At 64.2% G+C, this 12134-nt stretch carries 8 protein-coding genes; 4 read left to right on the top strand and 4 right to left on the bottom strand.

From position 1 onward, the window contains the following. Positions 1–29: 29 nt before the first annotated feature. Positions 30–2861: an AMP-binding protein gene (locus HOP58_RS19770; protein WP_234261308.1), complete on the top strand. Its 2832-nt coding sequence runs from the start codon at positions 30–32 to the stop codon at positions 2859–2861. Positions 2862–2928: 67 nt separating this feature from the next. Here HOP58_RS19770 and HOP58_RS19765 read toward each other — a convergent pair whose 3' ends face one another. After that, positions 2929–3435, bottom strand: a complete 507-nt coding sequence (locus HOP58_RS19765; protein ID WP_010629325.1) for a fasciclin domain-containing protein — start codon at positions 3433–3435, stop codon at positions 2929–2931. 205 nt (positions 3436–3640) lie between these two features. Here HOP58_RS19765 and HOP58_RS19760 point away from each other — a divergent pair, with 205 nt between their 5' ends. The 3 genes from HOP58_RS19760 to HOP58_RS19750 all read left to right on the top strand — a co-directional run bounded on the left by HOP58_RS19760 (position 3641) and on the right by HOP58_RS19750 (position 8436). After that, on the top strand, positions 3641–3952 hold the full coding sequence (locus tag HOP58_RS19760) for a YqfO family protein (RefSeq protein WP_010629326.1): 312 nt from the start codon (positions 3641–3643) through the stop codon (positions 3950–3952). 288 nt (positions 3953–4240) lie between these two features. Continuing rightward, the gene (locus HOP58_RS19755; protein ID WP_234261307.1) at positions 4241–7150 is read left to right on the top strand and encodes an EAL domain-containing protein; all 2910 of its coding nucleotides are present in this window, start codon (positions 4241–4243) and stop codon (positions 7148–7150) included. Further along, positions 7147–8436 (top strand): ABC transporter substrate-binding protein, encoded by a 1290-nt coding sequence (locus HOP58_RS19750; protein WP_010629328.1) that lies wholly within the window; start codon positions 7147–7149, stop codon positions 8434–8436. Before HOP58_RS19755 ends, HOP58_RS19750 begins: the two co-directional genes overlap by 4 nt. A gap of 21 nt (positions 8437–8457) precedes the next feature. Here the strand turns inward: HOP58_RS19750 and xylB are convergent, their stop codons facing one another. The 3 genes from xylB to HOP58_RS19735 form a co-directional block, all read right to left on the bottom strand. After that, entirely contained in the window at positions 8458–9942 is a 1485-nt protein-coding gene (gene xylB, locus HOP58_RS19745; protein ID WP_234261306.1) for a xylulokinase, read from the bottom strand. Positions 9943–9953: 11 nt separating this feature from the next. Continuing rightward, positions 9954–11429, bottom strand: a complete 1476-nt coding sequence (locus HOP58_RS19740; protein WP_234261305.1) for a mannitol dehydrogenase family protein — start codon at positions 11427–11429, stop codon at positions 9954–9956. A gap of 65 nt (positions 11430–11494) precedes the next feature. Continuing rightward, positions 11495–12118, bottom strand: a complete 624-nt coding sequence (locus HOP58_RS19735) for a nucleoside triphosphate hydrolase (protein ID WP_234261304.1) — start codon at positions 12116–12118, stop codon at positions 11495–11497. Positions 12119–12134: the final 16 nt, after the last annotated feature.

The raw sequence follows: 12134 nt of genomic DNA, 5'->3' as shown, positions 1-12134 counted from the left end.
CTACCCAAGGGCACCTACAGAGGTGAAGTATGGTGAACCACGACAGCCATGACATGGCCGACAGGGAGGTCGAGCGGCGCTTACTGGTACTGCTCGAAACGCTGGTGAAGGAGATTCGGCCCGACCGTGGCGACGACATGCGCATCTCGCTGGAGTCGCGCCTGGATCGAGACCTGGGGCTGGACAGTCTGGCCCGCTCCGAGCTGCTGCTGCGTATCGAGCAGGAGTTCGGTGCTCGCCTGCCTGAGTCGGCGCTGCTGGCCGAGACCCCCGCCACCCTATTGGAGCTGCTGCACTCTTCCACGGCGGAGTCGTCTCACCGGGTCGCGACGGAGCCCGTATCGCCGAGACGTGAAGCAGCCAGTGCCGATGAGGCCGATCCAGGCGGCGAACCGAGCGACGCAGAGACCCTCAATGCCGCCATGGACTGGCACTTGCAGCGACATCCGGATCGCTCTCACCTCTATGTCTATGGCGATGGGGATGAGCCGAAAGTTCTCAGCTACGGTGAACTTAACCGGGAGGCGCAAGCCATCGCCACCGCACTGGCGGCGCGCGGCATTCGGCATGGCGACCGCATCGCGCTGATGCTGCCGACCTCGCCCGACTACTTCGTCGCCTTCCTGGGCATACTGCGCGCGGGTGCCGTGCCGGTTCCCATCTACCCACCGGCCCGCCCGTCCCAGCTCGAGGAGCACCTTCGGCGCCACGGGCGCATCCTGAGCAATGCCGGCGCGGAGCTGCTGATCACCGTCGATGAGGCGCGTAAGGTGGCGCATCTGCTGCATGCCGAGGCGCCGCAGCTGCGCCATGTCGTCACCTTGGCAGAACTCGACGCACCCTCCGCATCGGTCGCTCCCCGCGCCCCCAGCGCCTCGAGCCTGGCGCTGCTGCAATACACCTCGGGCAGCACCGGCGATCCCAAGGGGGTACGGCTCACTCACGCCCAGTTACTGGCCAACATCCGCGCCATGGGCGAACGGCTGGAAGCCGCACCGGACGACGTCTTCGTCAGTTGGCTGCCGCTGTACCACGACATGGGGCTGATCGCGGCATGGCTGGCCAGTCTCTACTACGGCATCCCGCTGGTGGTGATGTCGCCGCTGGCCTTTCTGTCGCACCCGCTGCGCTGGCTGGAGCTGATCGATCGCCACCGCGGCACCATCTCCGGCGCCCCCAACTTCGGCTACGAACTGTGCCTGCGCGCCATTCCTGCAGAACAGGTTCAGACTCTCGACCTGAGCAGTTGGCGGGTCGCCTTCAACGGCGCCGAACCGGTCAGCGCCACTACCATGGAGCAGTTCGCCGAACGGCTGGCCCCCTGCGGCCTGAAGCGCGAGGCATTGATGCCGGTCTATGGCCTGGCCGAAGCAGCGGTAGGTCTCTGCGTGGCCAAGCCCGGCCGCGGACTGGTGATCGACAGGATCAACCGTGAGCGCTTCGCGTCCAGCGGCGAAGCACGCCCCGAGAGCGACCCGGCGGCGGCACAGCCCTTCGTCAACTGCGGCCCGCCGCTGCCCGGCTATGCCCTGCGCATCGTCGACGCCGAGGGTAGTGAGCTCGCCGAGCGCCAGGAGGGCGATCTCGAGTTCCGTGGCCCCTCCGCCACCGAAGGCTACTTCGACAATCCCGAGGAGAGCGAGAAATTGTGCCACGACGGCTGGCTGCGCACCGGCGACCGTGGCTACCTGGCCGAGGGCGATCTCCACATCAGCGGACGGCGCAAGGACATGCTGGTGCGCGGCGGGCGCAACATCTACCCCTACGACATCGAGACGGCGGTTGGCCGGTTGGAGGGCGTGCGCCGAGGCTGCGTGGCGGTGTTCGGCGACCCCGACCCGACGACCGGCGCCGAGTCGCTGGTCGTAGTGGCGGAGACCCGAATCGACGACCCGGTCAAGCGCCAGGAACTGTGCCGCACCATCGCCGATACGGTAGTGGATGTGGTCGACCTGCCGGCCGACGACATTCGCCTGGTGCCGCCCCACAGCGTACTCAAGACCTCCAGCGGCAAGATCCGCCGCGCCGCAACCCGCGACTTCTACCGCCAGGGCCGCTTGGGCGAGAAGCCACTTCCGGTCTGGCGTCAGGTGGTCAAGCTGACGCTGCGTGCGTGGGTCAGACGCGCACGCCAGGGGCTATCGGCGGCGGGCTATTGGGCTTATTACCTCTATGCCTGGTCGCTCTTCGGGGTCGGTTTCATGCTGTTCGCCCTGGTAGGCCTCCCGCTGCCGCGGCTCGCCTGGCGCTGGCGCGTCGCTCACTACGTCTGCCGGGCCATGGCTCGGCTGGCCGGCATCCGTGTCGAAGTGAGTGGTCTGGAGCACCTCCCGCACGGCCGCCCCTGCGTGATAGTCGCCAATCATGCCAGCTACCTGGATGTGCTGATTCTCACCGCGGCCCTGCCCTGCAGCGTGCGCTACCTGGCGAAGGAGGAACTGGAGAGCCGCCCGGCAACCCGTCTGCCACTGACCCGCATGGGAGCGCTGTTCGTCGAGCGCTTCGACCCGCGCCAGGCGGAACAGGACATGCAGCAGGCCGAGCGGGCAGTAGCCAACGGCGACACACTCGCCATCTTCCCGGAAGGCACCTTCACCACCGAGCCCGGACTCGGCGACTTCCACATGGGCGCCTTTCTCACCGCTGCCCATGCCAACGTGCCGGTGGTCCCGGTCGCCATCGCCGGCTCGCGGCACTTGCTGCGAGGCAAGGAGTGGCGGCCCCATCCGGGCAAGGTGGCGGTGCAGATCAGCGCCGCCCTCGAACCCCAGGGAAGCGATTGGGATGCGGCGCTGAAACTGAAACACGCCGCCTGCGAGGTCATACTGCATCATGCTGGCGAAGGTCGGCGCCGCTCATGAGCACGCCCGCCAATAAAAAGGCCACCCCGCAGGGTGGCAAGCTGGACACAGCAAGGGCTGGCTGTGATCACTCAGGCAGGAGCACGCTGTCGATGACGTGAATGACGCCGTTGCTTGCCTCGATATCGGCTTGAATCACGGTGGCGTCATTGATCATTACCGTGCCGTTGGCGGTGGTAATGGTGATGTCCTGTCCCTGCACCGTGGTGGCGCTGTCCAGGCCCATGGCATCTTCGGCCATGACTTTCCCTGCCACCACGTGGTAGGTCAGCACGGCCTGGAGCTGCTCGATGTTCTCGGGCTCCAGCAGACTCTCCACGGTACCCTCGGGCAAGGCGGCAAAGGCCTCATCGGTGGGAGCGAAGACGGTGAAGGGCCCCTCTCCCTTGAGGGTCTCGACCAGCCCAGCGGCTTCCAGCGCGGCAGCCAGGGTCTCGAACTGCCCGGCCGCCACGGCGGTGTCCACGATGTCCTGCTTGTCTCCATGACTGCCGGCCTGAACGGCGCCCGCCAGCATGAGGCCAACCAAACCTGCTCCCATCCACTTCGTGGCTACCACATGAATCGGTTTCATCGGGTCATTTCCTCAGTGTGTACGTATAGGGTGGAGCGCCATGAACAACCCAACCCTGTACAAACAATAGTTACTGTACAGCTATTGGACAAGTATTTTTTCGCTGCACTGCTGTGTGAACAGCCAAGGGGCTGACGCTGCCTGTCAGCTGTGGCAAAAAGGGGGGAGAACGGAAGCCACTCAAGATCGTGACAGGGAGATAGCGATGTACAAGCTTGCCTTCTTCGTACCGCTGGAGGATGCCGAGGCCGTCAAGGAAGCCGTATTCGTCACCGGCGCCGGGCGCATCGGCGACTACGAGGCGTGCTGCTTCGAGACCCGCGGCACCGGTCAGTTTCGCCCGCTGGATGGCGCTAGCCCGCATATCGGTCAGGTAGGAGACCTGGAAAAGGTCGAGGAGGTGAAAGTGGAGATGGTCTGCCAGGACGATCTGATCCACGACGCCGTCGAGGCCCTGCGCGCCGCACATCCCTATGAGGAACCGGCCTTCGACGTGTGGAAGCTGGAAACCTTCTGAGGCAATAACGCCTGCCTCGACCATCTCTCGCGGCAGGCACCGCCTCCCGGCTGGACTGCCCCCATGCTCGGCCCATCGCACGTTGATGCCCCGTCTGCATACGCGCCACGGCCACTGGCCGAGCAGTGACAACAGAGCCAATGGTCGTATAACGAATTTATTGCGTGTTTTTGCCACTGCGGCATTTTAAATTTACGTTACCTCTACACGTTGTGACATTTAAACAAAAGAGCACCCAATTAGACGGGATGTAGTTGGCGATCACAATAATATAAGAGGTAAGGAAGCTTGCCAGAGCACGCACGAAGGGTTTTCGGCCGGCTCCGCTTCAAGATGGTGGCAGCGGCGCTGTGTTCGGTGATTGTCGTCAGTGTCATTGGTTGGATCGGATTGTCTTATACCAACCAGGTCGCCACTGTCATTACCCGAACCACCGATACTCAATACCCCTTGTTGACCAACGCGATGAGCGCCTCCAACGCCATGCGGACGTTGACGAGGACGGCACGGGACATCAAAACGGCATGCGACCGGGCAGACGGTTCACACCGCGCCAGGTTGGAGGGCAGCCTCGCGCCCGAGTTCGCCGCCATCGACGCACTCGCCGACTTCCTGCGCCACACCGGTGCGCTCGACACCGAACGCACGGTCCGCACCGCGAAGGACGAACTGGAGCTGAGCATCAATAACCTCTCCTCCCTGTGCGATACCCGCGAAACCCTGCAAATCCGTTTCGAAGAACAGCGACAACAGGCCCTGGCGACCGTAGCGGAGCTGGACGAGCTGGCCCAGTCGATGCACGCCTATGCTGGGACCGTTTTCCGCTCGTTCCGACCTGAAACGAACGGGCAGGCCTCTTCTTCGCTGGAGGCCGCTCTGCATCTGGCCTACATCAATATCCACCTGGCCCGGCTGAACAATGATCTGAGCCGGGCCCACACCAGCCAGGCCCAGGGACACACCAGGGACAAGCAGGCACATCTGGATATTCTGGCGGCGCTTGAAAGCGAACGCGATGTCCTTAGGCCAGTCCTTCCGACCCAGGATATTGAAGCACTGATCGCCCGCCTCTCCGACATCCTGACCGCTCCGGGCGGCCTTCACGATGCCTGGCGTCGGGCACGGCTGTTCGACTCCGGCATGGCTGCCCAGCTGTTGATGGTCAGTCGGGCCGACAACGCTTTGGCTGCCGTGTTGCGGAATCTGGAAAACGATGCCCGGACCCAGTACCAGGAAGCGACCCAGACGATCGACGACACGATTCTGGAATCCCGCTTCGCGGTCTCCTTGGTGGCAGCGTCCGCCTCACTGATGCTGCTCATTGCCGGTTTGGTGTTCGCTTCGCGACTGACCCGGCCGGTGGAGCGATTGACCACCCACGTCGAACATCTGCGCCGGACCGATGACCTGAACCAGCCGACACCGCTGAGGCTGGTGACCCGTTCCGATGAAATTGGCAGCCTGGCGCAATCGTTCGAGCAGCTGATCCTGGAACTCTCCAGCGCGCGCCGTCGGCTGGTGGAGGAATCCCGCCAGAACATTCGCATCCAGTACGATCGTCTGACCGCGGCAATCGAGAGCACTCCTCAGGGCTTGTGCCTGACCGATGCCGATGGACGCCTGTTGATGATCAACACCCGCTTCCTGCAACTGTACGACCTAACACCTGAACAGGTGCATACAGGCATGACATTGCGGGAGCTGAGCAAGCTGTGCCGTGAGCAAGGCGCCCGATGGCTGGAACAACCGGAGAGCGAGCAAGAACCGACGCTCGGCGATGACTTCCTGGTGCCCCAGATGCTGGACTTTCGCAATGAACGGACCATTGTCGTGCAGGTGGCGGATACACCGGAAGGCGGGCTCGTTTCCGTGCATGAGGACATCACCGAGCGGCGCAAGCAAGAAGAGCAGATCACTCGCCTGGCACATCACGACACCTTGACCGGGCTAGCCAACCGCACCCTGTTCCGCAAAAAACTGGCGGCCGCTCAGGCAGATCAGAAAGGCGAACGAGACGTGGCCTTGCTGTGCCTCGACCTCGACGATTTCAAGTCGGTGAACGATTCGCTGGGGCATCCCGTCGGCGACCGGCTATTGATTCAAATCGGCGAGCGGTTGAGGCACTGCCTTGGCGATACCGACCGGGTGGCGCGGTTGGGCGGCGACGAATTCGCCGTGCTGTTGACGGAGAATGTGACGCCGGACCGGGTAACGCAAATGGCGAACAAGGTGATAGAACGGCTCGGCCGACCTTACCGCGTGGCAACACACACCATCGTTACCGGCGTGTCGATCGGCATCGCCATCGCCCCCCGAAACGCTTCCGACCCGGACGTGCTGCTGAAGCAGGCCGACATCGCCCTGTTTCGCGCCAAGCAGGACGGACGCAGCACCTACCGCTATTTCGAGCCGGAAATGGATGCTTACATCCAGGCACGACGCGCCCTGGAAATGGACCTACGTGACGCGATCGAACACGAGAAGATGGAGTTGTACTATCAACCTCAAGTCGACCTTGACGATGAGTCACCCCGAGGCTTCGAAGCGTTGCTGCGTTGGCAGCACCCGGAACGAGGATTCGTATCGCCAGCGGAGTTCGTCGTCATGGCCGAGGAGATCGGTCTGATCGATCGACTTGGAAACTGGGTCTTGAGGCGGGCCTGCCAGGATGCGTTGCATTGGCCGGAGGACATCTCCATTGCCATCAACCTGTCCCCGGTGCAGTTCCGCAACGAGGCCTTTCTGGATGAAGTACGTAATGCCCTTTCGGCATCCGGCCTGAGCCCGACACGCCTGGTGCTGGAAATCACCGAAGGGGTGCTGCTGGAAGACACCGATCACAACCTCTTTCTACTGGAAGCGCTGAGAAGCATTGGCGTGCAAATTGCCATGGACGACTTCGGCACGGGTTATTCCAGCCTGGGTTACCTGTGCAAGTTCCGGTTCGACAAGGTCAAGATCGACCGGTCCTTCGTGAACGGCATGCTCACCTCATGCGACAGTCACGCTGTGGTTCACGCCATCTGCGGTCTGTGCGCATCGCTGGGCATCGAAACCATTGCCGAAGGAGTCGAGTCCAGCCAGCAAGTCGATGCATTGCGACAGCTGGGTTGCAAACAGAGTCAGGGCTATTACTACGCGAAAGCCGTACCACTGGCCGAGACGCTCGACTTCGTGGAACGAGAGGGCCAGCAATGAACGCGAACACCATTCCTCGGCGCGACTTCATCAAGCACACGGTGGGTGCCTTCGCGCTCTTGCTGGTCAGCCCGGTGTGTCTTGGCGAGACGAAGCCGCTGCGTTTCAGCGGCTGGGGCTCGGCCGATCGGGCTCGGATAACGAATGAAGCCTTCGCCCTGTTCGAAGCCGTCCATCCCGATATCCGGGTGGAGGCGGTATTCACCGATTGGCTGGACTATTGGCTGCGCCTGTCGACGCTCGTGGCACTCGGCGATACGCCGGACCTGATCCAGATGGATTATCGCTACCTCGAGGAATATGCCCGCAGTAGGGTCATCGAACCGCTGGACCCTTTCTTGGACGGCCTGCTCGACATCGACTCCTTCGGCAAGCACAACATCGACTCCTGTCGAATCGACGGGCGCCTGTATGGCGTCAATCTGGGGATCAATGCTACCGCAGCCTTCACCGATCGGGAGCGGTGGCAGGAAGCCGGGGTCGAACCACCCGCCATCGGGGAAAGCTGGCAGACATTCCACGACAAGTGCACCCGGTTTACCGTCGGCACGCCTAGGGAGCACTACTACCCGACCATGGATGCCAGCGGCCTGGAATCGGCATTCGAAGCCTGGCTTCTCCAGCAGGGAAAGAGCCTGTACCAACCCCATGGCCAGCTCGGTTTCGAGGCGGCAGATGCAACCGCCTGGTTCGATTTTTGGGCGGAGTTACGTGCCAAACGGGCATGCGTACCGGTCGACATCCAGATTCTCTTCAGGAACTCTGTCGAGACGTCGCCGCTGACCTTGGGTTACTCCGCCATGGATTTTGCGCATTCGAACATGATGCTGAACTACCAGAAGCAGATCGACCGGCCGCTGGGTATCACCGCCTGCCCGGTAACCCCCGAAGGCCGGCCCGGCCACTACTACAAGCCGTCGCAGATGCTCTCCGTGGCGGCCGGGCTGGATGCGGACAGGCAACGCCGTACCGTCGAACTGGCAAATTTCATGGTCATGGATCCCGCCACGGTGAAGGTGTTGGGCGTGGATCGGGGTATACCGGCCTCCTCGGACATGCGCATGCAGTTGGCCCCGACATTGGACGATGTAGGTCGAGCAACGCTGACCTACATCGATGACCTGGAACCCTACGTCGGGCCCCTACCCCCCGTTCCTCCTTCCGGTGCAGGCGAAATCGCTATCGTTCTGCAACGGATCAGCCACGAAATCGGCTATGGGGTTTCGTCCACGCTACAAGGCGGTCGGCAGTTGGTCGAAGAGGCCGAGGCCATCCTGGCTCGATAAAGAGGGCGCACCATGGATGTTTCAGGTCGCAATGCCATGCTGGGCGGATAGCGCCTCGCGGTAACGGCCGTAGATCGTCTCGTAGGCCCAGACACTGGCCGCCTTCGGCTCGGCCAGCGAGGCATCGTCGAGGTGCACCAGACGCTCGCACAGTTCGCTCAGCGAGATATCCTGCCGCTCACACCAGGCCGCCTGTAGCGCCGCACCCAGCGCTGCGGCATCGGTCACCTGGGGGCAGATCACCGGGGTTGCGGCCACGTCGGCCACCATCTGGCGCCACACCGGGCTTTTCGCCCCGCCACCGATCAGACGGATCTGGCTCGCGCCGGCGGCCAGCGGGCCGAGCAGCTCGAGGCCATAACGCAGACCGAAGGTGGCACTCTCCACCACCGCCCGGCACAGGTTGGCCTGGGTCAGATTACGGCTGTCGAGCCCCAGGAAGCTGGCCGTGGCGTGGGGCAGCGCCGGCACCCGCTCGCCGTTGAAGAACGGCAGTACCGTCACCCCCTCGGCACCGATCGGCGCCGCGGCCAGCCGCTCGCCGAAAGCGACCAGATCGAGGTCGAACAGCTCGCGCACCAGGGTGCTGGCCGAGGTCACGTTCATGGTGCAGACCAGCGGCAGCCAGCCGCCGTGGCTGGCGCAGAAGTTGGCCACCATGTCGCTCTCGGCTTGCACCGGGTCGGGCGAATAGGCGCACACCGTGCCCGAAGTACCAAGGCTCAGGGTGACGATACCGGGGGCGATGTTGCCGGTACCGATGGCGCCGAGCATGTTGTCGCCGCCCCCACTCGCCACCAGCACGCCCTCGCCCAGCCCCAGTTCACGGGCCAGCTCCGGACGCAGCGTGCCGGCGGGCTCGCGGGATTCGATCAGCCGTGGCAGTACGCGCGCCGGATCGAGTTCCGGGGCGATCTCGGCGAAGACGTCATGACGCCAGCAACGGGTGCGGGTATCGAAATAGCCGGAGCCCGAGGCATCGCCCGCCTCCGCCACCTTTTCACCGGTGAGCCAGAAATTGAGGTAGTCGTGAGGCAGCAGCACGGTGTCGATACGGCGGTAGGCATCGGGATGCGTATCGCGTAGCCAGGCGATCTTCGAAGCGGTGTAGCCGGTCTGCAGCACCAGGCCAAGCCGTTCGAGACAACCCGCCGCCCCACCCAGCCGCTCCACCAGCGAAGCATTGTGCGCCGCCGTCTCGGTGTCGCACCACAGCTTGGCGGGATGCACCGGCAGGCCCTCGGCGTCGAGTGCCACCATGCCATGCTGCTGGCCGGAAACGCCGATGGCACGTATCGCACGGCGCTCGATGCCGGCCTTGGTCACGGCCTCCTCGTAGGCGCCGAGGAAGGCTTCGAGCCACTCCTGGGGCGCCTGCTCACGACGCCCGTTCACCCCCTCGGCCAGGCGATGGGGACGGCTCGCCTCGCCGAGGATCGCCTCGCTCTCGACGTCGACCACCACCACCTTGGTGCTCTGGGTGCCGCAATCCACCCCGATGTACATGCCACCACTCCTCACTCCTCGACCAGCGTTTCAAGCGTAGCGCGTGCGCCGCGTTCGTGCAGGCTTGCCAGCGTCGTGAGGTAGGCCTCGCGAAAGCGCTCATGCTCGGCCAGGTCGCCGAACAGCTCGCGGTTCTCGATGAAGGCGCCGGGCCGCGTGCGGTTCTCGCCAGCCAGGGCCATCAGCTCATGCTTGAGGCGGTCGACCACCGTAATCGGCTCACCCCGCTCGTCCAGGCCCTCGGCGTAGCGTGCCCAGCTGGCCACCACCGCCGCGCTGCGGTGGATCTCGCCGCCCCTTGCCAGTTGCTCGCGAATCACCGGTACCAGCCACTTGGGAATACGGTCGGAGCTCTCGGCGCACAGCCGCGCCAGGGTGTCCTTGATCTCGGGGTTGGCGAAGCGCTCGATCAGGGTCAGGCGGTACTGCTCGAGATCCACCCCGGGCACCGGGGCCAGGGTCGGGCTGCCCTCGTGGCGCATGTATCCGAGCAGGAAGTCGACGAACAGCGGGTCGCGGCACACCTCATGGGCATAGCGGTAACCGGCCAGGGTGCCGAAGTAGCACAGCGCCTGGTGGCTGGCGTTGAGCAGACGCAACTTCATCAGCTCATAGGGTTCCACGTTCTCGACCACCTGCACGCCGACCCGCTCGAACGCCGGCCGGCCGCAGATGAAATGATCCTCCAGTACCCATTGGGTAAAGGGTTCGCACACCACCGGCCAGGCGTCCTCGACGCCGAACTCGCCGGCCAGCTCCTCGATGTCGACCGGCTGGGTGACGGGCGTGATGCGGTCGACCATGGCATTGGGGAACGGCACCTCGGCTTCGATCCATTCGGCCAGCGCCGGGTCGCGGGCCCGGGCGAAGGCAACGAACATGCGCTTGGCGACCTCGCCGTTGCCTTGGATGTTGTCGCAGGACATCAGCGTGAACGGCGCCAGACCTCGTTCTCGACGGCGGGCCAGCGCTTCCACCACCAGACCGAAGGTGGTGCGCGGCGCTTCGCGCAAGTCGAGGTCGTGGCGCACGTCTGGGTTGCCGAGATCGAACTCTCCGGTTACCGGGTGGAAGTTGTAGCCGCCTTCGGTGACGGTCAGCGAGACGATGCGAATGGCGGGGTCGGCCATGTGCTCGATCACTGACTCGGGGTCATCGGGAGCGAACAGGTAATCGAGCATGGCGCCTATCACCCGCGGTTCACGCTCGCCGCTGGGGTGCTTCACCACCAGGGTGTAGAGATGATCCTGGGCTGCCAGCACCTCCTGCATGCGGCGATCGCCGGGCATCACGCCGACGCCGACGATGCCCCAGTCCAGGGCCTCGCCGCGGTTCATCAGCGCATCGAGATACATGGCCTGGTGGGCGCGATGAAAACCGCCAACGCCGATATGCACGATACCCGGCGTCACCTTCCGGCGGTCGTAGCGCGGCACGGCCACCCGCGAATCGAGGTGGGAGAGCGTGGCGTTGCTAAGAGCAGGCATAGGGGCACTCCTTGCCGCAGGCGGCAATGAACGAAAATGGATCGGCGGTCCGGACGAGTCGCGGGTCAGCGCCAGTAGAGGTCCGGTGCGACGGACTCGCGCTTGATCAGTCGGGCATTGAGCATGTCCTTGTGGCGCGCCTTGTCTATGGCACCCTCGTGGTCCTGGCCCATGCCCAGCCAGCGCTGGATCAGGCGCGCTTCGAGCACCTCGTCGGCCACCTCGAGCAGCAGCGTCATGTCGAACAGCGGGCGCAGCTCGCGCCAGGGGTCGCGGTCGAGCAGCAGGTAGTTGCCCTCGACGATGACGATGCGGTGCTCGAGGGTGACCAACCGCCCTCCGGCCCGGGCCAGATCCAGCGGACGGTCGAACACCGGCACCGCCACGGTTCTGTCGGCGCGGCGAATGCGCTCCAGGTCGTGCTTGAGGCCATCGGGGTCGAAGGTCTCCGGGGCGCCCTTGATCGGCAGCTGGCCCAGCGGTTCGAGAATGGCGTTGTCGAGGTGATAGCCGTCCATCGGCACCACGGCGGCAATGCCGGCCTGGCGCTCGTTGAGTTCGCGGCACAGCCACTCGGAGAGGAACGACTTGCCCGCCCCCGGCGGCCCGGCCAGGGCGACGATGAAGCGCTGCCGGTTCTCCGCAGCCTCCAGCAATCGCACCGCCATATCGTGAATGTTTGGATTCATTGTTGTTTCCTACTCA

Origin of the sequence: Halomonas sp. MCCC 1A11062 (assembly GCF_021404355.1) — a bacterium.
GTDB lineage: Bacteria > Pseudomonadota > Gammaproteobacteria > Pseudomonadales > Halomonadaceae > Halomonas > Halomonas aerodenitrificans.
This window is presented reverse-complemented; position numbering and strand designations above follow the sequence as displayed.

Bases quoted from the DNA above. Each gene is read 5' to 3' on its own strand.
- xylB (WP_234261306.1), bottom strand. From the start codon at position 9,942: ATGTACATCGGGGTGGATTGCGGCACCCAGAGCACCAAGGTGGTGGTG.
- HOP58_RS19750 (WP_010629328.1), top strand. From the start codon at position 7,147: ATGAACGCGAACACCATTCCTCGGCGCGACTTCATCAAGCACACGGTG.
- HOP58_RS19760 (WP_010629326.1), top strand. From the start codon at position 3,641: ATGTACAAGCTTGCCTTCTTCGTACCGCTGGAGGATGCCGAGGCCGTC.
- HOP58_RS19735 (WP_234261304.1), bottom strand. From the start codon at position 12,118: ATGAATCCAAACATTCACGATATGGCGGTGCGATTGCTGGAGGCTGCG.
- HOP58_RS19770 (WP_234261308.1), top strand. From the start codon at position 30: ATGGTGAACCACGACAGCCATGACATGGCCGACAGGGAGGTCGAGCGG.
- HOP58_RS19740 (WP_234261305.1), bottom strand. From the start codon at position 11,429: ATGCCTGCTCTTAGCAACGCCACGCTCTCCCACCTCGATTCGCGGGTG.
- HOP58_RS19765 (WP_010629325.1), bottom strand. From the start codon at position 3,435: ATGAAACCGATTCATGTGGTAGCCACGAAGTGGATGGGAGCAGGTTTG.